This window comes from Thiohalorhabdus sp. Cl-TMA, assembly GCF_041821045.1.
Lineage (GTDB): Bacteria > Pseudomonadota > Gammaproteobacteria > Thiohalorhabdales > Thiohalorhabdaceae > Thiohalorhabdus > Thiohalorhabdus methylotropha.
This window is the reverse complement of sequence record NZ_JBGUAW010000005.1, coordinates 184891-207095: the sequence shown is the minus strand read 5'-3', so window position 1 is coordinate 207095 and position 22205 is coordinate 184891. Positions and strand designations below refer to the sequence as shown.

Here is a 22205-nt window from a genome sequence, read left to right as displayed (position 1 = left end):
CCGGGAGAGATTCTGCCAGATTGTCCGCCTCCCACCCATTCCCGGGACGCCGTCCCCGTTGCCGGTCCGTTCGAGGGAGCCATGGCGTACCCCAGCATGGGCTTTTCCCGCTACGTCCGCCGCTTTGCCGGCCTGTGCGGCGGCCTCCTGCTCGCCGCCTGCGCGACGGACAGCGCCGCACCCGGCCCGGACACCCCCGACTGGTTCGGACAGCCAGCGCCCCACCCCGACCTGCTCTACGGCTACGGCCGGGGCACCAGCCTCCCGGATGCCCGGGCCGAGGCCTTGCAGGACCTCGGCCAGCAGCGCTCCGTGTGGGTGCGCAGCGCCGTGGAGAGCCGCACGCGCCGGGGCGCCGGCGAGCCGTCGGAACGGAGCTACCGGCAGCAAATCCGGCTGCACGCCCGGCAGCGGCTGGACCATGCCCGCAGGGACCGAGTCGCGGAGCGCGGGGCGCGGTTCTACGTGCGCTGGCGCCTGGATCTACGCCCGGCCTGGGCGGTGCTGGCGGAAAATCTGCGGGCGGAGTGGGCCGGCGAGCCGGCCCGGATCCGCTGGCGGGGACCCGCCGGGCTCACGGGGGCGCCGCTGGTACGGCGGCTCGACCGCGCACTCACCGGCGGCGGGGACGATGTCCGGGAGGTGGCCCTCTCCCTGGACCGGCGCGACGGCGACTGGATCTACCGGGCCGACGGCGTGCAGCTCCCGCTCGCCGACACCCTGGCGGCGGTGGACCTCTCCGGCTATGCGCGCGGCGGCCTCCGGCTCCGGGCGGTGAGTGCCGCGGGCCGGCCCCTCGGGAAGCGGCTGCGGGCAGGGCGCACCTTCCATCTGCGCGTCACCGGCGGCAGCCCGGGAGACCGCTGCACCCTTTTCGACCTCTATCCCGACGGCCGGGTGAGCGTGCTGGCGGGGAACGTGGCCATTCAAGGGAGCACTTGGACGTTTCCACCCCCGGAAGGCGAACGGGCACTGCGGGCCACCACCGGTACGGAGAACGAGGCCGCCCTGGACCGTTACCTGGCGGTGTGCGGACCCGGCGAGCAGGACCTGACGCGCTTCCGCCGGGTGGCCGCCGGGCGGGGCCTGGTGCGGGGAGAGTGGGCCTACGCGGCCCGGGCGCTCCTGGCCTGGCTGGAGGAGCGGAAGGGGCACGCCGTCGCCGTGCGCCGGGTGCTCACCGTACCCGGCTGATGCCCGGGACGGCGCTCCAGGCCGCTCAGCCGGCTTCCTCCTCCGGGTCGGCCTCCACCGGCTTGAGGGTGAAGTGGAAGGTGGTGCCCGGCTCGGGGTCGTTGGGGGTGGCCCAGAGGACGCCGCCGTGCGCCTCCACCACCGAGCGGCAGATCCCCACGCCGAGCCCGATGCCGCCCGGCTTGGTGGTGAACAGGGGCTGATTCAGGTTCTCCCGCAGGGTCTCCGGCAGTCCCACCCCGCTATCGCGGACCTGCACCTCCACCATGCCGTCCTCCCGGAAGCGGGTCCGGATATCCACCGCGGGCTCGTCCACCTCCGCCTCCTGCATGGCCTCGGCGGCGTTGTTGACCAGGTTCTGGAGGCACTCCTGGAGCAGGGTGGAATCGGCGGACACCTCGGGCAGGTCGGGGTCCAGATCCTCGCGCAGGTGGTGCTGGTGGGTCTCCCGGCCCAGGATGAGGCGGGGGCCGATCCGCTCGATGAGGGCGTTGAGGTCCAGGGGCTGGAGCTGCGGCTTGCCGCCGTTCAGGAACTTGCGCAGGTCCTGGACGATTTCCACCGCCTTCTGCACCTGCTCCTTGACCCGCACCACCCCCTCCTCCGAGCCATCGGGAACGCCCTGCTGCCCCTGCCAGCGGTTCAGGGTGCCGTCGGCGTACATCAGGGCGGCGGTCAGGGGCTGGTTGAGCTGATGGGCGATCACCGAGCCGAGCTCGTCCAGGGCCACGGAGCGCCGGGTGCGCTCCAGCTCGGCGCGCTGACGCTTGAAGGCGGTGAGGTCGTGGGCGATGGTGGAGAAGCGCTCCACCGAGCCGTCGTCGCCGTAGTGGGCGACGATCACCTGATGGACGGGGATCTCCCGGCCGGCGGTGTCCAGGAAGGCCATCTCGCCCTGCCAGACCCCTTCCTGCCGGGCGGTGGGGAAGGCCTCGTTCAGGAGCCGGTGCCAGGACCACTGGGGATGCGCCTCGGACATGCGGATGGATTCCAGGGGCCTGTGGGCCGGATCCTGGCCCAGCAGCCGATAGGCCCCGGGATTCCGATAGAGGACGTTGCCCGCCACATCCGCCATGGCCACGAAGTCGGGTGTGGCGTTCAGGAACTCCAGCAGGTACTGGCGCTCCTGCTCCGACTGCCGGTGCTGCTCCTGGTACGCCAGCGTGGCCCAGGCGGTGGCCAGCTCGTTGGCAAGCTGGAGCAGCCAGCGCATCTCCCCCTCGTCGAAGGCGTCCCGGTCCCAGGCATACAGGCCCATGAGACCGACCACGCGATCGTCGTAGACCAGGGGCAGACCGGCAGCGGCGTTCATGCCCATGCTATGGGCAATATCCCGACCCGCCCAAAGGCTCTCCTCCCTGAGGGAGTTGCTCACCAGATACTCCCCCGTGCGCGCCATATAGCCCAGGGCGTTCTCGCCGCCGTCGGCGCCCGGGCCCCAGGTCAGGCTAACGCGCCCCTGCATGGCCTCCACGTAGCGGGTCTCCCCCGCCAGCCCCATGATCCGGATGGACCGCTCGGCGTCGTCCACGGGCTGGGCGATCCAGGCCAGGGCGTAGCCGGCCTCCTCGTTCAGGTGCTGGCAGACCCTCTGCAGCAGGGTGGGCAGATCGGCCCCTTCCCGGACCGTGTGCTGGACCGCCTGGAGCCCCCGCAGCACGCGGTTCTCCCGCTCCTTGATGGCCTCCGCCCGTTTGCGCTCGGTAATGTCCGTCACCGCCAGCCGGGCGAAGGGGGTGCCCTCGGCGGGCGCGCTGCCGAGGATGCCCTCCAGGACCACCGTGCATGGGCTGCCGCCCTTGGGGGAAAAGCGGATCTCCCGGGAGGTGCGCTCCCCCTCCTCGAACAGCTTGCGGAGAAAGGTGAAGAAGGCCGGCTGGTCCTCGGCGTGAACGAACGGGGCCAGGGGCTTTCCGGTGAGGTTACCGCGCTCCCAGCCGAGCATCTGGGCGCCGGTGAGGTTGATGGCCCGGATCAGCCCCTCCCGGCTCACCGCCAGATAGGTCTGGGGGGCGAAATCGTAAAGGTCCGCGTACAGATCCCGGGAGGCCTGCATCTCCGCCTGCAGCTCGCGCAGCTCGCGATTCTGCATCTCCAGCTCGATGCGCTGCGCCTCCAGCTCGTAGCGGTCCCGCTGCTTGGGCGGCGCGGATTGGGGGTCCTGGAGCGCCTTCCGGAGCTCCTGGAGGCGATTTTCCAGGTCCGCCCCGGACCAGGCGCCGACATCCGCGTAGGACCGCGAACCGCCCGTTTCCCTGTTCATGAGGGCATCGGCCGAGGCGGACAAGAAGGGGGCATCACGGTGTTCATTCCTCATGGGCGGCCCCCGGGTGCCGGGCCCAAGCTCCCCCGGAGCTCCGCGGTTTCCCCTCTTGACCCGCCGTTACCCCGCGCATCCGGATGGATCATGCCAAGCACCTCCCCCCGCGGGACTCGCTTCCATTACGCTCTACACATCAGACGACCGGCGGGCCGAACGGGTGGCCGCCGGTTCCGGAAAACGGTCCAGACCCGTGAACCGGTTCTCCCCCACTGTATCCAAAAATATGCATAAAACCCAGCATTCCACTCCGGCTTTTCCGCACACCCTCGGGGCTGTATCCGTATCCCCGCTCAGGCGTCGCGATCCGCGGCCTTCAGGGTGAAGTGGAAGGTGGTTCCGGGCTCCGGCTCGTTGGGGGTGGCCCACAGGTTGCCGTCGTGGGCCTCGATCACCGAGCGGCAGATGGCCACGCCGAGCCCCAGGCCGCCGGGCTTGGTGGTGTACAGGGGCCGGTCCAGGTTCTCCTGCATGGGCTCGGGAAGCCCTCCCCCCGAGTCCCGCACCCGGACCTCCACGAGCCCATCCGCCCGGGACTCGGTGGTGATATGGACCACCGGCGCCGCCTGGTCCTCCATGGCCTCGGTGGCGTTGTTCACCAGGTTCTGGAGGCATTCCTGGACCAGGGTGGGGTCGGCGGAAACGTACGGCAGGTCGTCGGCCAGATGCTGCTCCAGGCAGGGCACCAGGGTCTCCCGGCCCATCTCCAGGCGCGGACCCACCGTCTGCACCAGGGCATTGAGGTCCACGCGCTGGAAATGGGGCGATCCGCCGCGCAGGAAGTTGCGCAGGTCGCGGACGATGCCGCCCGCCTTCTCCACCTGGACGCGGATCTGCTCCAGGCCCTCGCGCAGGCCGGCGGGCACCTCCTCCAGTCTGTCGAACCGCTGCAGGGTGCCCTCGGCGAAGGTCAGCGCCGCCGTGAGCGGCTGGTTGAGCTGGTGGGCCAGCACCGAGCCCAGCTCGCCGAGGGCCATGAGCCGGCGGCTGCGCTCCAGCTCGGCGCGCTGGCGCTTGAAGGTGCTCAGGTCGTGGGCGATGGTGGAGTAGTATTCCAACTCCCCCTCCGGCCCGTAATGGGCCAGGATCACCTGATTCACCGGCACTTCCCGGCCGTCCCGGCTCAGAAAGGCCGTCTCGCCGCGCCAGACGCCCCGCTCCCGGACCAGGGGGAGCACTTCGGTGGTCAGGCACTCGTACGCCCAGCGCGGGAAGTGGTCCCGGACCACATGCTCCTCCGGACGGTAGTTCTCCGGGTCGTAGCCCAGCACCTCGTAGGCGCCGGCGTTCCAGTAGACGACCCGCTCGTCGGCCGTGGCGATGGCCACGAAGTCCGGGGTGGCCTCGAGGATCTCCACCAGCCGGTTGCGCTCCTCCTCGGCCTTGCACCGCTCCTCCCGATGGCGCAGGGAGATCCAGGCGGTGGCCACCTCGTCCGCCACCCGGGTCAGCCACTGCATCTCCTCGTCGTCGAAGGACTCCGCATCCTCAGCGTAGAGGCCGAGCACGCCGAGGGCCCTGTCGCCCTCCACCAGGGGTATGCCGGCGACCGCGTTCAGGTTATGAGTCAGGGCGCGCTCCCGCCACGGCGCAAAGGAGGGGTCCGTGCCCACGGAGTTGCTGATGACCGGCTCGCGGGTCTGCACCGCCCGGCCGAAGGGGCCCCGGCCGCCCTGGTCATCGGGTGTCCAGCGGATCTCGCCGATGACCCGGTCCAGATAGCCGGTGGCCCCACTGGCCCCCAGGATCCGCACCGAGCCGGTTCCGTCCGTCACCGGCTCCCCCACCCAGGCGAGGGCATACCCCGCATCCTCGTTCAGGAAGCGGCAGACCTGGTCCATGAGGCAGCGGCAGCTCTGCGCCGCACGCGCGGCGTCCTGGACACGGCTCAGGGCGCGCAGGGCGCGGTTGACGCGGCGCTGCAGGGCCTCCGTTTCCTTGACCTCCGTGACGTCGGTGAGGATCAGCCGGGCCACGGTTTCGCCGTCCCGGGGGGAGACGGCCTGGGCGCCCTCCACTTTCACCGTTCTGGGAGCACCGCCCGGCGGTCCGAGGCACACCTCGATGGGGCGGGCGTGGCCCTCCCGCAGCAGCTCCCGCAGGTAGCTGAAGAACCCGGGCACGTGATCGGGGCGCAGGAATCCGGAGAAGGGCTTCTCGCTCAGGCTCTCGCGCTCCCAGCGCAGCAGCTCGGCGCCGGTGAGGTTGATGGAACGGATCAGGCCCTCCCGGTTCAGGGTCAGGTAGGCCACGGGGGCGGAGTCGTAGAGGTCCACGTACAGGTCCCGGGAATCCTCGAGCTGGCTCCGCAGCTCGCGCATCTCCCGGTTCTGCATCTCCAGCTCGATCTGGTGGACCTGGAGCTCGTAGAGCATGCGCCGGTAGTCCTCGGGAGAGGATTCGGCCGCCAGATCCGCCTCCAGGTGGCGGAGCCGGGCGATCAGGTCCTCGCGGGACCAGGTGCTGAAGTCGGTACTCCCCAGGGCCGACTCCGGCCGCTGCTCCTGCTGCTCCGAGCCGGGCGGGAGGTCCTGCTCGCTCTTCCGGTCACCCCGCACTGTCGGTCTCCGTGATTTGCTGGACGACCAGGAGCAGCCGCGACGGCTGCCCCTCCGATCCTTCCAGAAGGTACGCCCCCAGCGTCATGGATGCGATACCGTACGGCTCGAACCCCTCCGCCACCTCCAGTCCCATGACCTCCCCGCCCTGAACGGCGAGGTCTTCCAGCGTGCGGCGCAGATCCGGCCTGTCCCACTCCCCGCCCCCCAGGCGGTGCAGGTATCCGCCCACGACTTCCTCCGAGGTTACCCCGAATGCGGCGCGGAAACGGGCATTGACGGAAACTACCACGAAATTCTTTTCCAGGATGAGGATCGGCAGGGGCAGCGCGTCCATGAGGAACTGCGCGTAATTCCGGGCGGCCAGGGTCTCCTGCGCGCTCCGCTTGAGGGAGCCGATATCCTCCAGGGTCAGCACCACCCCCGTGAGCCGGCGATCCCGATCGATATAGGGATGGATGCGCAGGAGGAACCAGCGGCCAAGCGCGTCCTCCACCTCCTGCTCGATGCCGTCGCCCAGCTCCATGACCCGTCGGGTGAGCGCGGTTACGTCCACCTCGGGAAACAGGCCGCTCAGCGCTTCCAGGGATTGGCCTTCCAGGCCGGAATGGAGGGGCTGCGGGGGAGCGATACCCGGGGAGATGCGGGTGATGAACAGATCTTCATCCACGATGGCCACGGGCGTACCCAGGGTCTTGAGCAGATTGAACAGATCCGCCTGGGCCTGATCGGCCTCCGCCAGGCGCCGTTCCTTGACCCGGTCTGCTTCAACTAGGGCCTCATTCGTGGCCTTTAGTTCCTCGTTGGAAGTCTCCAGCTCCTCGCTCGTGGACTGGAGCTCTTCGTTGGTGGACTGCAGCTCCTCGTTGGTGGATTGGAGCTCCTCGTTGGAAGCCTCCAGGGCCTCGATGGTGGCCTGCAGGTACTCCTTGGTGGCCGCCAGCTCGTGCTCCAGCTCGCGGATCCGGCTCTCCTCCCCGGGAGAAGGTGGCTCCGCCATCCCCGGGTCCGCGGATTTCGGCGCGGATTCCCGGAACAGCACCAGGACCACCCCTTCCCCGGAGGCCGGACTGGTCAGCGGCACCGCTTCCAGATCCACTTCCCGGGCCCCCTGATCGCCCCGCAGCCGCACCCGCTCGCGGACCCCGGGCCGCTTCTCCCGGAAGGCCTCCTGAACCAGGGAATGCAGATCCATGAGCAGGCCTTCCCGGGCCATCTTGGTGACTCTGCCGGAGGGCTCCCCCGGGGGCGGCTCCAGATAGTCGCCGGTCCGTCCCCGGAACAGGAGCACGTCCATATCCCGGTTCACCACCACGCCGGGCGGGGCGTACTCGTCGAGCACCAGCTCGTCCACCACCTCCTTCAGGCTCCGGGTACGGCCCTTAGCGGGATATTGGGGCCGTTCGGGGGCGGGGACCGCGAAGGGACGCCGCGAGAAGCTGAGGCTGCCCGGCGTGGAGGCGCCCTTCTTGTGGAAGATATGCTGCTGCTTGTCCACCACGCTGAACAGGTTGGACTGATCCCCCACGCTTTCCGAGCTGCCCAGGATCAGCAGCCCGGCGGGATTGAGGGCGTAGTGGAAGGTACTCAGGAGACGCTCCTTGAGCTCGTCCCCCATATAGATGAGCAGGTTCCGGCAGCTGATCAGGTCCAGCCGGGAAAAGGGCGGATCGTTCACCAGGTTCTGAACGGCAAAGACGCACATTTCCCGCAGCGAATCGGCGACCCGATAGGTCTCCCCGTTCTCCTCCAGGGTGAAGAACCGCTCCAGGCGCTCCGGGGAGACGTCCTGGGCGATGGCCGCCGGATAGCGGCCCTCGCGCCCCTGGGCCACGGAGGAAGGATCGAGATCCGTGGCGAAGATCTGCACACGCCGGGACTGGTCCCGCTCCTCCAGGAATTCGGTCACCACCATGGCGAGGGAGAAGGCCTCCTCGCCGGAGGAGCAGGCGGGCACCCAGATGCGCAGGTCATCGCCGGGCCCCTTTTCCGCCAGGAGGCGCGGGAGGACCATATCCTTCAGGGCCCGGAAAACCCCGGCATCGCGGAAGAAGGAGGTAACCCGGATGAGGATCTCCTTGTACAGGACCTCCAGCTCCTTGGTCTCCTCCTCCAGGATGCGGACGTACTCCGAAAGCTGCTCCACCCGGTTGAGGGCCATGCGCCGCTCCACCCGGCGCCGGATGGTGGCCAGCTTGTAGTAGGAAAAGTCCGTTCCGCTGTAATGCCGGAGCAGCATGAGGATCTTGGCCAGCTCCTCCCCTTCCGGCACCGAGGCCAGCGGAGGGGCCATTTCTTTTCCGCCGAACCGGTGCAGCCGTCTGCCGATCTCCTCCGGGGCCAGGATGAAATCCGCCGCTCCGGCGTCGACGGCGTTGCGGGGCATGTCCGGGTACTGCGCCGTCGCCGCTTCCTGGGCGAAGGTTACCCCGCCCTCCCCCCGGATGGCCGTCAGGCCCTCGGAGCCGTCCGCTCCGGTGCCGGAAAGCAGCACGCCGATGGCCCGGCTTCCCCAGGCCTCCGCCAGGGAACGGAAGAAGATGTCGATGGGATGGTGAAGGGCGCGCTCCGCGAGCGGATCGAGCACCAGGAACCGGGCGCCGTCCAGGGCCACGTCCTTGCCCGCCGGGGCCACGTAGATGCGGCCGCCGCGCAGGAACCGGCCTTCCTCCACGGCCTCCACCGCCATGCGGGTGTGCCGTTCCAGCAGGGAAAGCAGCTGATCCGCCCCCGGAGCGGCCGAGCGATGCTGGAGGAATACCAGGGCGAATCGGGAGTCGGCTTCGAAATGATCCAGAAGACCGAAAAAGGGCTCCAGTCCACCTGCCGAGGCTCCCACCCCGATGACCATGGGGCTGGGTTGCTGGTCGTGACCCTCAGGCGGCTCCGCCATTGGCGATCTGCTCCCAAAAATGCCGGCCCCGGCGCTCCGGGGCCGTGGTTTGCTCCGCTTCCCCTAGTGCCCCTTTCGACCGGAAATTCGCCCTTTTCCCTCCTGAATCGGGAAAAGGGGACCCGTTCCCTGCACGCCAGGCCGCGGAATCGCAAGTCCGAAAACCGATAAGATTCTGCCCCCACCGCCCTCCGGAGGACAACTGCCCCGCCGGGCCGCCCTGCAGCCCGGCCGCGGCCGCAGCCGCCTCATCGCGCGCCAGCATTTCCGCAGTCGAACAGGGATGGAAGACCGCCTCTCCCCGAAGCGCTTCATTCCCCCCGGAAACTGATCTGGCCCCCGCTTCCGAACCTGCGAAAAACCGATTAGGGAGATTTTCTAATTGAGCGCGTCCCCGCCGATCGGGAAGCTGGAAAGGAAGCTTTTCACCCTAGAGGATGAATAATGGGTATTGAAAGCGGGACCAATACCGGTCGTGACTGCCGCCAGGGCGGGGTGTACAAAAGCAGCTGTCCCTGCCACAAGAAAATTCCGCTTTCGAAGGGGGAGTCCTTTCCACCCTGCGACCTGCACGGCAACGTGGAATGGATGCTGGTGCGGGCCTTGTAATCGGGATGGGGAACGGGTAACAATACATGCTTCCACGGTTACCCACAGGTCCCCCCTCGATCCGGCTCCGTGGAGCTCGCGGCATGTACCGGCCGCATTCGATGTCCCCATCCCGGCCTCCCCCGGGCCCTTCAGCATCCCAGGATCACCTCCACCCGTTCGGGCGCCACGGAGAAATGCTCCGAAGCCCGCGATCGGGCTTCCTCGGGGTCCTTGGAGGAAAGCAGCACACCCTCCAGGGGCGGCAGAGGCTCCAGCTCGCCGTTGTCCGCCCGGCTGTAGGCCTTGCCTACCCACCCGGGCGTCGGATCGGTCTGGTCCAGAAAGACGTGGATCTCGATTCGCTCGTCGGTGGACATGGGGTACCTCCGGTCCTCGGGGGAGTTCCCGCGGGACAGGGCAAGGTGCGCCATCCCGGCGGGCTATCAATGAAAGGACAGCGAGGAAGGTAAATACGGAATCACGGCTTCGATTCCCGGAAGCCGGACGGGATTGGCGGCCGGACACGTCCGGAGGCCGCGAGGGCGTGCCCGCTTGCCGCGCCCTTTCCATTGAGACCCCGTAGCGGCCCCCGCATTCCTGAAAGCGATATAGCGAAGAAAATCAACGGTGAAGGACAGCGGCCCGAGCGGAAAGACTTTTTCCTTCGGGCCCCCCTTCCCATTACGTCGAAAAACGCATAGGGTAAGCCCTTACTTACATCGGGAACTGCCTGTACACCGGATCACTTCATAGTAGAGGGCGGGAGCTTGCGTGCTCAGGGTCGGCCCAAAGGGGGAGCCGAAGTGGAGATGACGGTCACCGAGTACCGGATTTTATTGATGCTGGGCGAGGGAAGGTCCATCGCGGATATCCAGGAATCACTGGCCCATGTCGATTGCTGTACCAAACAGGAGATCTTCGATGAGCTGGCCTCCCTGCTGGAGCGCAAGCTGGCCGAGCCCAGCGGCAGCGGCATCCGCCTCAGCGAGCTGGGAGAGCACGCCTTGCGGAAGCGTGCCAACGGACTGACGGGAGATTCCCAAAGCCAGTAGGCACCGACGTCCGGGCACGGGGCAGCCCCCCTGCGTCCGCACCCATGCACCCCGTTAGACCCTATAAGCAAGCGCCAGGGGCGCGCCATATGCCCCTTCCCGGCGCCTTTCCCTCCGGCCGGTCCGGAGCCGTCCCCCGGCCCCATGCAGCTTCCATGGATCCCGCGGACCCGGCAGATCCCTACAGGAAAGCCAGGGCCTCGAGCTCCACATAGAAGCTCCCGTCCAGCCGCTCGCACTTGCGCGGGGCCACGATCATGCGCCCCCGCACACCGTCCCGGGGCTTTTCCACCGCCGCATCCCGGTATTTCTGAAAGAACTGCTGGAGCTCCCGCGCCTGTTCGTCGCTTGGCTGGATCTCCCCGCAAATGAGGGGCGGGCTGGTGCTCTGCGCCGCCTCCGCGGGGGTATTGTCGCAATGCTGGCCCACTCCTTGACGACCGTCGCCCAGCTGCTCGATCTGCCCCATTATCCCCTCGGGAATCCGGGCTAGCTCTCCTTGGGCCATTCTCCCCCCCTGGAAGTAGAAAATAATACGTACGGTTTCAGCGTACCGGAGTGATGATTCTCCCGAGACTAGGGCGACCCCTCACGGGAACGCCGCGGCATAGACCGACGATTTTCGCGCCCACCTCCGGTAGCGGTGACCTTGCCACGGGCGACCGCCAAAAATTTCCGGAACCGCGCGGGAGCGCTCCGCCCCGCTGAAAAGGAGCGGAATGGTTATTGACAGGGGAATCCCCGGGACGCACTTTTATAGCGGTATTTCGGGAATCGGGATATGGTCGATACGGCCCTTGCGCCCGCCGGGAAGTTTCCCGATGCAATGAGCCGAATCTGTACCCGTATTCGGTTCCCCGAACGGGATTTCCGGTCCTGTCCGGTCCGCCCCGGAGGACCTTTTCCATCAGAGGCAACGGCTTCATGGGCTCCAGCGGCGCCGATGCCCTCCTGTACCTCGATGCGGCAGCCCGGGAGCTTCGCGCCCGGGTTGCCCGGGAAGACGACGAACGGCGTGCCTGCCGGCGGGGGTTGGAGCTGATCGTAGAGCGGCTCGCAGTGCCCTGCGGGGTTCTCCTTTTCGTGGACGACCCGGACCGGGCCGATGAATGCATCCAGGCCGGAGCCGCCTCGGCCGCCGCCGGCCTTCCCGGGCTCCTGCGCGACCCGGGGATACTCCACGCACCGCTTCCGGAGGCCGAGGTCCTTTCTCCGGAGCGACTGAATGCCGGCCCCGGCTCCGCCCGGGCGGCTCGGCAATCCCCCTCCCCGGGCTCCCTGCTCGCCCTCCCCCTGCTACTCCCCCGGGACGGCGAGGGGCGCATCTACCTTCCGGAAAGAACCGACGGCTCCCCGTTCACCGCGGAGGACCTTGCGTTCGCGAATCAGCTGGGCATCGCCTTTGCCCTTTCCCTGGCCCGCCGCCCGCTTCCGGAAAGGCGGGCCGTGCCGGAGGAGAGCTTCCGGCCCCGGGTTGCCGAAAGCGGTAAAACGGCGATTCCCCACGCCCATCCGGGCCGGCGGAGCCCGGCAGGCGACGGCGAATGCTTGGGCCTGCTCCTCGACCAGGTTTGCAGCGCGGTAATCGCCACCGACACCGATATGCGGATCACCTTCTGGAATCGCCATGCGGAGCACCTTTACCAGTGGCGGGCGAAGGAGGTGCTGGGCCGGTCCATCTTCGAGGTCACCGTGCCGGAGGTCTCGGAGACGGAGGCCCGGGCCATCATGCGGGTGGTGGACGAGCAGGGCTCCTGGGATGGCGAGTACGCGGTGCGCCGCAAGGACGGCACCCGGTTCCCTGCCCGGGTGGTGAACACCAAGCTGCGGGACTCCGCGGGCGAGCCGCTGGGATATGTGGGCGTCTCCCTGGATATCACCGCCTTCAAGCGGGCGGAATCGGCCCTCCAGGAGAGCGAGGCCCGCTACCGCGCCCTCTATGAGCGCTCCCGCGACGCCATCATGATCTGGGATGCCTCTAACAGCCGGTTCACCGCCGCCAATCCGGCCACCCTCGCCATGTTCGGCGCCCGGGAGGAAGCCGATATCACGGCCCTGGACCCCGAGGCGCTCTCCCCCGTACGGCAGCCCGACGGCCGTTCCTCGGCGGCCAAGGCCCGCGAGCTGATCGACATGGCCCTGGAAAGCGGGGGGCACTTCTTCGAGTGGACCCATCGCCGCCTTGACGGAACGCTCTTTCCGGCCACCGTCCAGCTCACCCGGATGGAGCTAGACGGCCGCGTCTGGCTGAAGGCCACCGTCCGCGACATCACCGAGCAGAGGCGCGCCGAGGAGACCGCCTGGCGCCGTTTGCTGGAGCTCGCCCATGTGGCGAGAATCAGCACCATGGGCGAGATGGCCACCCAGATGGCGCACGAGCTTCACCAGCCCCTCACCGCGGTCCGCAACTACAGCAGCATCGCCCGCAGCCTCCTGGCGGAAGATGCCCCGCCCCCCGTCCGGGAAGCCCTGGAACGGTTGGACCACCAGGCGCGGCATGCCGCCCAGCTCGTTCGCCGCGTACGCGATTTCGTCCGCCAGCCCGGCTGCCAATGGGACAACTTCGATTTCAACGCCGTCCTGGAGGAGGTACTGATCCTTGCCGGATTGGAGCTGGAGGCCCACGGAGCGGAGCTGGAAGCCCGCTGGGGGGAGGACCTGCCCCCGGTCTGGGGCTGTGCCATTCTCATCCAGCAGGTGGCCCTGAACCTCCTGCGCAACGCCGCGGAGGCCCTGGGGGAGCTGGCGGATCCTGACCGGCCGCGGCGCATCATCCTGGAAACCCGCCGACGCCCGGGAGGCGTGGAGATGGCTGTCCACGACACCGGGCCCGGGCTCGGCGCGGACCCGGAAGTGGTATTCACCCCGTTCTGGACCTCCAAGACGGGAGGCATGGGCATGGGACTGCGCATCAGCCGCTCCATCCTGGAGCAGCACGGCAGCACCCTCCGGGCGGAATCCGGGCGCGAAGGCGGCGCCACCTTCCGATTCACCCTGCCGGTACGGGAAGCGGGGCACTGATCCAGGGCACCCCGGGACATCCTCCTGGCAAAGGCGGGGGTGGTCGGGTATCCTCCCGGACAGCGAATCGCGGCATGTCGCCGCGTTGTCCCAGCCGGGCATAGCACCGGGGTCAAGAGGGGGAATCCGTGTCCGGGGGGAAGGCTTCAGACGCTTCTGCTGACACGCATCCAGCCCACGGCGGCGGAACCCATCCCGTTCTCTCGTCGGCCCGGCTGATCCTCCTGCTGGGGTGGGCGGCGCTTCTGCTCTTATGCAGCCCTCTCCGGGCCGGCGAGCCTCCGCGGGCGGAAAGCCGCGGCGTCTATCTCATCCAGGTGGCGTCCGGCCACTCCGCCGCGCCCATCCGCAAGGCGCTATCCGACCTCGGTCTGCGGGCGTGGAAGGACCTCTACGGCCCTTCCGTCCGCGTCGAGCTGCACCCCGATCCGGGTCTGGAGGCCCTACGCGAAGCCCTGGCGCCGCTGCCGGCCGCGGAGTCGGTACAGCCGGAATTCCGCTACCATGCCGATCCTCCGGAGCCTTCCCGCCAGGAGCTGCCCTAGGCATGCTCCGTCGGTTTCTCCTGTGCGCCTGCGCCCTCGTACTATCTCCTCTGTCCCCTCAGCCCGCGCCGGCCGCCGCGGCCGTTTCCTCCGGTCCCGGCCGGTACGCGCCCGACGAGGTGCTGGTGCGGTTCCGGGAGGCGACCTCCCCCGCGGCGCAGGACCGGACCGTGGCCGCCCATGGCGGGATGCTCGTGACGGACGGGGAGGCCCATGGCGCCTACCAGCGCATCAAGCTGGGGAAGGGACAGTCGGTCCGCGATGCGGTGGCCCTGTACGAGGCCCAGCAGGAGGTGGTGGCCGCCCAGCCCAATTACCGCTTCTACCCCAGCCGACTGCCGGATGATCCCCGCCTGGACGACCAGTGGGCGCTAGTCAATTCCGCCAATCCGGACTTCGACATCAACGCGGAGGCAGCCTGGGAGCAGCGCACCGACTGCTCCACGGTGACGGTGGCGGTCATAGATACGGGCATCAACTACGCCCATGCCGACCTGGCGGGGAATATGTGGGACGGCGGCGGGCAGGCCCCGAACCATGGATACGATTTCTACGACGAGGACGAGGACCCCATGGCCACCGACGGCCTGATCCACGGCACCCACGTGGCCGGGATCATCGCCGCCGGCGGCGATAACGGCACGGGCACCACAGGGGTTTGCTGGCGGGCCCGCGTCATGGCGCTGCGGGCGCTGGGTCCGGGCGGCGGCACCACCTCCACCGTCACGCAGTCCATTTACTGGGCCGTGGACCACGGCGCGGACATCATCAACATGAGCCTGGGCGGCTCCTACTTCGACCAGGCCCAGAAAGACGCCATCGGCTACGCCGGGGAGCACGGCGTCCTGGTGGTGGCAGCCGCCGGCAACGCCGGCAGCGACCTTTCGATCCGCCCCCACTACCCGTGCAGCTTCGACAACCCGAATCTGCTGTGCATCGCCGCCGTGGACGCCAATTTCCAGCGCACCTCCTTTTCCAATCACGGTTCCGAGGATGTGGACATCGCCGCGCCGGGCACCAGTATCCTGAGCAGCGTGTCCGGGCCCTTCACCGACCTGGACCCGGGCACCTGGTCCATGGAAGGCGACTGGGGCACGGAGTGGTGCGCCCTGGGCCATTGGTACAAGAAGGCGCTCACCCTTCCGGGCGGCACCTGCACGGGCACCGGAAGCTATGCGAACGACCTCGACGACCAGGCCACCAGGACGGTGGATCTGTCCGACCCGAACCTCCTGGGGGCGGGATACAGCCTCTCCGTCAACCTGGACACGGAGCGCAACACCGATTACCTGGAGAGCTGGCACGCCCCCGGTCGGGGGGATCCAGTGGATTCCTCGGGGAACCCGGATTTCCGTTTGTCCGGGAATCGCTCCGGCTGGGAGCTCGACGCCGGCCTGGGGGACTGTCTCGGCGACGCATGCACCCTTGCCTTACACTTCCGCTCCGACAGCTCGGTTACGGACAGCGGCGTGGCGGCCTTCCCCGTCCGCGTGCGCAAGAGCCTGCGGGGAACGACCACGGTGGCACGCATGAATGGTACCTCCATGGCCACGCCTTTTGTCGCGGGGCTGGCGGCCCTGCTGCGGGCCGCCGAGCCGGGGGCCGAACCGTCTGCCCTCCGGAACGCCATTCTCGACGGCGGCCGGCAGATCGCCGGCCTGGAGGACTACACGGCAACGGGGGCGGTCATCGATGCCAAGGGCAGCCTGGACCGGATCCGCTCCGTCTCCGGCTCGGAAACCGGGGGCGGCTCTAACGGCGGTGGAGGCGGCGGCTGCGCCCTCGCCCCCTATCCGGCCGGCGGCAAGGATCCCGTGCTGCCTCTGCTGGTGGCCTGGGCCGGAGGGATCCTGCTCCTTCGGGCCCGCCGTCTCCGCGGACCCCCCCACCCGGAGCCACCCTCCGACCCCTGAGCGCCGTTTCCCCGCCCGCTTTCCGATCCCGGGAAAACCCGCCTTCACCCCGCGTTTCCGGTCTCCCTCCTTGCCGCGCCCGCATCCCCGGAGCCCACGGGATCCCGGCAATACCGGAGGCGGTATTCCGGCAAATGGCGTGAAACCTTGGCGCTTTTGACGGTCTAATCCTTTCACCCCCGGCCAACGATCCAGACACCCTCGCTTCCGCACTCCCGATTACGACCGGAAGCCATCCCGAGTCCGCGAAGGTTCCTCCCGTGAAAGAACGGGCAAGCCGCTATTTGCTCGCCGCGCTCTTCGTGCTGCTCCCGGTGCTCGCCAGCATTCTGGGCATCTATTTCCTCTATACCACCGCCCTGGCCGAAACCCGGGACCGTCTGGAGGACATACTGACCAGCCAGACCCGGATGATCGCCACCAATGCCGCCTACAACCGGCAATATCCCCCCGAGGAGCTGAATCACCGTTTTAATCCGGTGGAGGCCACCCGCTACCAGATCCGGCAGGCCCTCCGCAGCTATCCCGGAATCGGCAAGAGCGGGGAATTCCTCCTGGGACGTCACTTCGGCGATTTCCTCCTCCTGACCTTCCGCCAGCGCGCCGCCGATCCGGAGGCACCCCTAGCGGTACCGGAGAAGGGGCGCAAATCCGAGGCCATGGAACGGGCCCTGGCGGGGCAATCCGGAGTAATCCGGACGTTGGACTACCAGGGGAAGCCGGTGCTCGCCGCCTTTCAGCCCCTGCCCTGGCTGGAGCGGGGCATCGTCGTTAAGGAGGACCTGGCCACCCTACAACGGCCCTACTGGCAGGCGGGCTGGCTGACGGGCTTGTGCGGCGTGGTTCTGGGTCTGATCGGTGCCGGCACCTATCTCGGGGCGGTATCGCCGCTTTGGCGAGCGCTTCGCGCCCGGGAGCATTCCCTGCGGGCGCTTCTCGGCAACCTGCCCGGCATGGTCTTCCGGAGCCGCAACGCCCAATCCTGGCCTCTGGAATATGTGAGCGAGGGCAGCCGCGAGGTCACCGGCTTCGAGCCGGATGCGCTGATGCGCACGGAGAACGCCTTCGCCGGCCTCGTGCATGCGGATGACCGCGAGCGGATACGCACCGCCATTGCGGATGCCGTCGCAGAGGAGCGGTCCTACGAAGCCACCTACCGGATACTCGATGCCGAGGGACGCATGCGATGGGTATGGGAGCGCGGCCGGGCGGTCACCTACCCCGGGGAAACCGGGCCGCACCTGGAGGGCTTCGTTACCGACGTAACCGCCATGTGGGAGGCCACCGAGACCCGCGATCGCCTGCTCGCCCTGCTGGACGCCGCCCCCGATCCGGTGGCCCTGGCGGACCCGGAGGCCCGGCCTCTGTACCTGAACGCGGCCAGCCGGGAGATGCTCGGCATTCCGGAGGAATCGCCCCTGGCGGGCCGCTCGCTGGTCGAGCTCTATCCGCCCCGGCTCCGGGATTGGATCCGCGGCGAGGTGCTGCCCGCCGCCCGGGAGCAGGGCGTCTGGCAGGGCGAGGCCCCCTTCCTCTGCCCCGACGGAACCGAGCGGCCCGCCACCCAGGTGATCCTCGCCCACTACGATTCCTCCGGCGCGGTGGCCTGGTACTCCCTCATCGCCCACGACCTGAGCCAGCGGAAAGAGGCGGAAGAGCTGGCCCGCAAGCGCCTGGGGGAGCTTGCCCATGCGGCTCGCCTGAGCACAGCCGGGGAGATGGCCACCCAGCTCACCCATGAGCTCAACCAGCCCCTGGCCGCCATTACCGCCGGCAGCCAGGCAGCCCGCAACTACCTGGACCGATCCGAGCCCAATTACGACAAGGTGCGCGAGATTCTGAGCCAGATGCAGGATCAGGCCCTGCGCACCGGGGAAGTGATCAATCGGCTGCGGGCCTATCTGCGCAAGGACTGGACCCAATGGCGGACCCTGGACCTGAACGCGGTGCTGGAAGAGGTTAGCGAGCTGACGCACCTGGAGATCGCGGCCAAGGGGGCGCGTCTGGAAACGGCCCTGGCGCCGTCGCTGCCTCCGGTTTACGGCGAGCCCACCCTCATCAAGCAGGTGGTGCTGAACCTGATCCGCAATGCCGCCGAGGCCCTGGCCGAATCCGATTCCCGGAAGGGAACCGGCCGCATCCTGCTCGAAGCCCGGCTGCGGGACCCGGACACGGCCCAGGTCGCCGTTTCCGACAACGGGCCCGGCCTGTCGAACACGGATCTGGAGCGCATCTTCGAGGCCTATTTCACCTCGAAGCCGGAGGGAATGGGCATGGGACTGCGGATCAGTCTTTCCATCATCGAAACGCACGAGGGTAAGCTCTGGGCGGAGAGCGGCCGCGAAGGCGGAGCCACGTTCCGTTTCACGCTTCCGATCGCGGAGGAGGGGTAGGCGGGCGCCGGGCGCTTACAGGAAGGAGAGGGCCTCGAACTCCACGTAGTAGTCGCCGTCCACGGGGTGGAATTTCCGCGGCATGAGGATCATCCGGCCGCGCGTCGGATCGGCGGGCTTCTCCAGGATGCGCCCGGCATAATCCTGGAAGAAGGCCTGCAACTGCTCGGCGCGCTCTTTGTCGAGCTCGAAGCGGTTGCACAGAATGGGGGGACCGGTACTTTGCTGCGCCGCCTCTTCCGAATGGGGATCCACGTCCTCGCCGATCCCCTCCCGGGTAAACCGGAGCCTACGCACGAGGTCCATGAATTCTTCGGGGATCTGCGGGAGATTCCTGGGCTCCATGGCCGCCCCTTTTCCTCGGGAAACGGTGTGAATTATATGCCCTGACGTGCCTTTCTTTCATTCCCTATTCAGGGATAATCCCCCACTCCCTGTTGCATATTCCACAAAAGGAACCCCCTCTGTTCCAGGGAGCGCCCCTTCTTTTTACAGTAATGCCGCACATTGGCACCGCTAAGCAATAACCGGCGAGAAAATGACCGATTCGGCTTGGCGGCAACAACATGGGGCCGCCCCCCAATGCAGTCGGCGACCCAACAATACACGCCCGTAACCTGCAGCACCGAGCGCCATTACCCGGAGCCCGTACCCCGGATACCGAACAGGCGTATGCCGAACTGCGGACCAGAGGTGCGGGGCGGGATATGCCGTTTCAGCGATACCCATGCATCCCGACGCATTGTAGAGTGCCATCACCCTGATGCCCCGCCGGATTCCCTTCTCCCTGCCGGCGGGGCTTTTCTCTTCCGGGCTTACGGCGCGGCATTCGTCCCGGATCGGCGTTGCTACACCTTTCGGCTTAGCTGATAAGAGTTATTGCGAGGCCCGCGCCGGCGGCCCACCATTGCTCCTCATCGGCCACGGCCCCGCCGGCTTCCCCCCTGTGCTGGCGGGGCCTTTCCGTTTACGGCCCGTCCCCCCCGACCCGCTCCATTCCGCAAGGCACGCCCGATCCCGCTACTCGGGCTCCACCTCGTCCGCCAGGTGCCGCAGCATCTCGGCGCGGTTCCCGAATGCTTCCGAACCTTCCTCCAGCGACGCGCGGTTCAGGCGGATCGCCTCGGCGCGCAGGAATTCGGCCACCGCCTGGCGATCCTCGTCGGGATATTCCGTAATGTCCATCGGACCGGGCCTCCCGCGTATGGATCCTATACCGGATTGGACTCGCCGTTGCCGCCGCTTTCGCCTTGCAGAGGCGGGATCGGGAAAATCCCTTCGACTGGTGCGTGGTCACCGCGATCGGCTTTGGCATGTCCTGATGGGGGGCGCCCTGCGGGACGGGAGTGGAGCGCGCGGACGAAGGGGGAGGGGGAGCGCGCCGCCGCACGAGCCGGGGAAGGACACGGCGGCCTTCAGGACTGCGCGCTCTCCATCCGCTCCAGCGTCTTCTGCAATATTCGCGCGGTGGGCGGTTTGAGCAGGTACTCGTCGAAAACCGTGACGGATTCCTCGGGGAATTGGGCGCGCGAGTGCCCCGTCAGGGCCACCAGGGGAGCTCCCCCGAGACGACTCCGCAGCTTGCGGGCCACCTCGAACCCCGACAGATCCGGAAGCCCGATATCGATGAGCACCATTCCCGGGGATATCTCCCGCACCGCGTCGAAGGCTTGCTCTCCGGAGGCCACGTGCCGGGTCTGGTAGCCCATGCTTTCCAGGAGAAAGGAGAGGGAGCGCGCCACGTCCATATCGTCCTCCACCACCAGCACCTCCCGGGCACCTCCGGGAGCCGTGCCGCGGGACTCCGGCTGGCGGTCCTCCTCCGGGGAGTCCGCCGCCGGGAAGCGAACGAGGAATTCGCTGCCCCGGCCCACGCCCTCGCTATGGGCCTCCACCTCCCCATCGTGGAGATCCACCAGCCGCCGCACCACGGCCAGGCCCAGCCCAAGCCCCTTGGGCCCCGTGCTGCGCAAGCCTCCTCTATCGAAGTCATCGAACAGCCGGGCCAGGTGCTCGGGGGAAACGCCCCGGCCGTCGTCCCGGACACGGAAACGGATTCGGCCGTTCTCCCGATCGCCCACCAGCCGGATGTTTCCTCCCGGATCGGTGTATTTGACGGCGTTGTCCAGGAGGTTGGCGAGAATCTGCGTCAGGCGCACCGCGTCCCCCGTCGCCGCGAGGGGCTGGTCGGGCAGCTCCACCGTCAGTTCGTGCCGTTTGTCCCGCGCGGCCGCGGACACGGACTCCACGGCCTGTTGGGCGCAGCCCCGCAGGTCCACCCGCTCCTTCTTCAGGGTGATCCGCCCGGTCTTGATGCGATTGAGATCCAGCAGATCGTCGACGATCCGGGTCAGGTGGGTACTCTGGCGCTTGATGGTTGCGGCCGCCTGATCCAGCCGCTCGGGGTCCATCCGGTCCCTATGCGCGGACAGCACTTCCCCCATGGTGGCTATGGGGGTCAGGGGATTGCGGAGCTCGTGGCCAAGCATGGACAGGAATTCGTCCTTGCGCCGATCCGCCTCCACCATGGCCTCCTCCGCTTCCCGGCGCTTGGTGATGTCCTCGACGATGGCGATGAGCTGGCGGTCATGCCCATCGTCACCCGGGCGGACGGTTACCGTGACCTGCACCCATATGAGTCCACCGTCCTTGTGCCGGACGCGCTTCTCCATGGAGTAGAAAGGCACTTCTCCATCCCGGAGCCTGGCCATGGCCGCCTCGGTTGCGGGCCAATCCTCCGGGTGGATCAGCTGCTGGACCGTATGCGTGCCGTCCATGAGCTCGTCCTGACGGTAACGCAGCAGCCCTGCGTACGCGGGGTTGACCTCCAGGAGGCGGCCGTCCAGATCCAGAATGGCGATCCCCATGCCGGCATGGGTGAAGGTCTCGTGAAATGTGCCCTCGCTCCGACGCAGCGCGCCCTCCATGGCCGTCCGCTGGATGCTGGCCCCCAGCACATTGGCCACCGCCTTCAGGAAGCTCACATCATAGCCGGTGAATTCCCGGGGCTCCCGGGAATGGACACCGAGCACTCCGTAGGGTCCCTGATGCCCTTGAATGACCACGCTCATGCCGCTGACCACGCCGTGCTCATGGAGCAGGGGCGGACCGCTGAAGCGGGTCTCCGACCGCAGATCGGCAACGATGACCGGCTCATCGCACAGCAGGGTGTAGCCCGCCTGGGACTCCAGGCCGGTGGAGACCACCGCTTCCCCCTCCAGCCCTTCCTCCCAGCCCACGCCCGCGATGAGCCGGGCCGTGCCCGAACGGGGCTCGTTCCTCAGGATCTTGGTGTAGGCCACCTCCAGGACTTCCGCGAGGACGATCACCGTCTCCCGGAACAGGGCTTCCAGGGACTCGCCACGCAGGCCCATTTCCCCCAGCTCCGCCACCACCACCTGCTGGGTCAGGCGCGCGCGGAGCTCCTCGGGAGCGGGCTCCTCGTCCGGGGTCCCGGAATGTCGGGAGAGAATCCGGGAAGCGGTGGCGCGATCATTTCCCATGACGGCTCCTATCCCCATGCGGGGGGATTCGCAGTACTCCCCATTGGACAGGCTATCGCACGGCCGGGGAGCCCCGAAAAACGGCGTAGCCCATTCGCTTGATTCCCGAGCGTATTACCTGACGATCTCGATGCGCATAAGAGGCAGCCCCAATTGCTGCCGCGGCCTCCCCCATCGGAAGCCCACTCCCCCACATCCTTCCAGCATAACCGCCAACGCCCG

Annotated in this window: 14 protein-coding genes; 6 read left to right on the top strand and 8 right to left on the bottom strand. The window is 68.0% G+C overall.

Going from position 1 to position 22205, the window contains the following annotated elements:
• The first annotated feature begins 81 nt into the window (after positions 1–81).
• The gene (locus tag ACERLL_RS08755) at positions 82–1194 is read left to right on the top strand and encodes a hypothetical protein (RefSeq protein WP_373655698.1); all 1113 of its coding nucleotides are present in this window, start codon (positions 82–84) and stop codon (positions 1192–1194) included.
• Positions 1195–1219: 25 nt separating this feature from the next.
• Here the strand turns inward: ACERLL_RS08755 and ACERLL_RS08750 are convergent, their stop codons facing one another.
• The 4 genes from ACERLL_RS08750 to ACERLL_RS08735 all read right to left on the bottom strand — a co-directional run bounded on the left by ACERLL_RS08750 (position 1220) and on the right by ACERLL_RS08735 (position 9933).
• On the bottom strand, positions 1220–3511 hold the full coding sequence (locus tag ACERLL_RS08750; protein ID WP_373655697.1) for an ATP-binding protein: 2292 nt from the start codon (positions 3509–3511) through the stop codon (positions 1220–1222).
• Positions 3512–3807: 296 nt separating this feature from the next.
• The gene (locus tag ACERLL_RS08745; RefSeq protein WP_373655696.1) at positions 3808–6072 is read right to left on the bottom strand and encodes a GAF domain-containing protein; all 2265 of its coding nucleotides are present in this window, start codon (positions 6070–6072) and stop codon (positions 3808–3810) included.
• On the bottom strand, positions 6062–8965 hold the full coding sequence (locus ACERLL_RS08740) for a CheR family methyltransferase (RefSeq protein WP_373655695.1): 2904 nt from the start codon (positions 8963–8965) through the stop codon (positions 6062–6064). Before ACERLL_RS08740 ends, ACERLL_RS08745 begins: the two co-directional genes overlap by 11 nt.
• A gap of 740 nt (positions 8966–9705) precedes the next feature.
• Positions 9706–9933 (bottom strand): hypothetical protein, encoded by a 228-nt coding sequence (locus tag ACERLL_RS08735; RefSeq protein ID WP_373655694.1) that lies wholly within the window; start codon positions 9931–9933, stop codon positions 9706–9708.
• 426 nt (positions 9934–10359) lie between these two features.
• Here ACERLL_RS08735 and ACERLL_RS08730 point away from each other — a divergent pair, with 426 nt between their 5' ends.
• Positions 10360–10608 (top strand): hypothetical protein, encoded by a 249-nt coding sequence (locus tag ACERLL_RS08730; RefSeq protein WP_373655693.1) that lies wholly within the window; start codon positions 10360–10362, stop codon positions 10606–10608.
• Between the two features lie 181 nt (positions 10609–10789).
• Here ACERLL_RS08730 and ACERLL_RS08725 read toward each other — a convergent pair whose 3' ends face one another.
• The gene (locus ACERLL_RS08725) at positions 10790–11116 is read right to left on the bottom strand and encodes a hypothetical protein (RefSeq protein ID WP_373655692.1); all 327 of its coding nucleotides are present in this window, start codon (positions 11114–11116) and stop codon (positions 10790–10792) included.
• Between the two features lie 416 nt (positions 11117–11532).
• Here ACERLL_RS08725 and ACERLL_RS08720 point away from each other — a divergent pair, with 416 nt between their 5' ends.
• From ACERLL_RS08720 to ACERLL_RS08705, 4 genes are all read left to right on the top strand, one after another.
• Positions 11533–13629: a PAS domain-containing sensor histidine kinase gene (locus tag ACERLL_RS08720; RefSeq protein WP_373655691.1), complete on the top strand. Its 2097-nt coding sequence runs from the start codon at positions 11533–11535 to the stop codon at positions 13627–13629.
• Positions 13630–13757: 128 nt separating this feature from the next.
• Positions 13758–14174, top strand: coding sequence for a hypothetical protein (locus ACERLL_RS08715; protein ID WP_373655690.1), 417 nt, complete (start codon positions 13758–13760; stop codon positions 14172–14174).
• A gap of 2 nt (positions 14175–14176) precedes the next feature.
• Complete coding sequence (locus ACERLL_RS08710) at positions 14177–16087, top strand: S8 family serine peptidase (RefSeq protein ID WP_373655689.1); 1911 nt, start codon at positions 14177–14179, stop codon at positions 16085–16087.
• Positions 16088–16347: 260 nt separating this feature from the next.
• Entirely contained in the window at positions 16348–18480 is a 2133-nt protein-coding gene (locus tag ACERLL_RS08705) for a PAS domain-containing sensor histidine kinase (RefSeq protein WP_373655688.1), read from the top strand.
• Between the two features lie 15 nt (positions 18481–18495).
• Here the strand turns inward: ACERLL_RS08705 and ACERLL_RS08700 are convergent, their stop codons facing one another.
• From ACERLL_RS08700 to ACERLL_RS08690, 3 genes are all read right to left on the bottom strand, one after another.
• On the bottom strand, positions 18496–18825 hold the full coding sequence (locus ACERLL_RS08700; protein WP_373655687.1) for a hypothetical protein: 330 nt from the start codon (positions 18823–18825) through the stop codon (positions 18496–18498).
• 675 nt (positions 18826–19500) lie between these two features.
• Complete coding sequence (locus ACERLL_RS08695; RefSeq protein WP_373655686.1) at positions 19501–19665, bottom strand: hypothetical protein; 165 nt, start codon at positions 19663–19665, stop codon at positions 19501–19503.
• Positions 19666–19895: 230 nt separating this feature from the next.
• Positions 19896–21983 carry a hybrid sensor histidine kinase/response regulator gene (locus ACERLL_RS08690; RefSeq protein ID WP_373655685.1) on the bottom strand — a complete coding sequence of 696 codons (2088 nt, stop codon included), beginning with the start codon at positions 21981–21983 and terminating at the stop codon, positions 19896–19898.
• Positions 21984–22205: the final 222 nt, after the last annotated feature.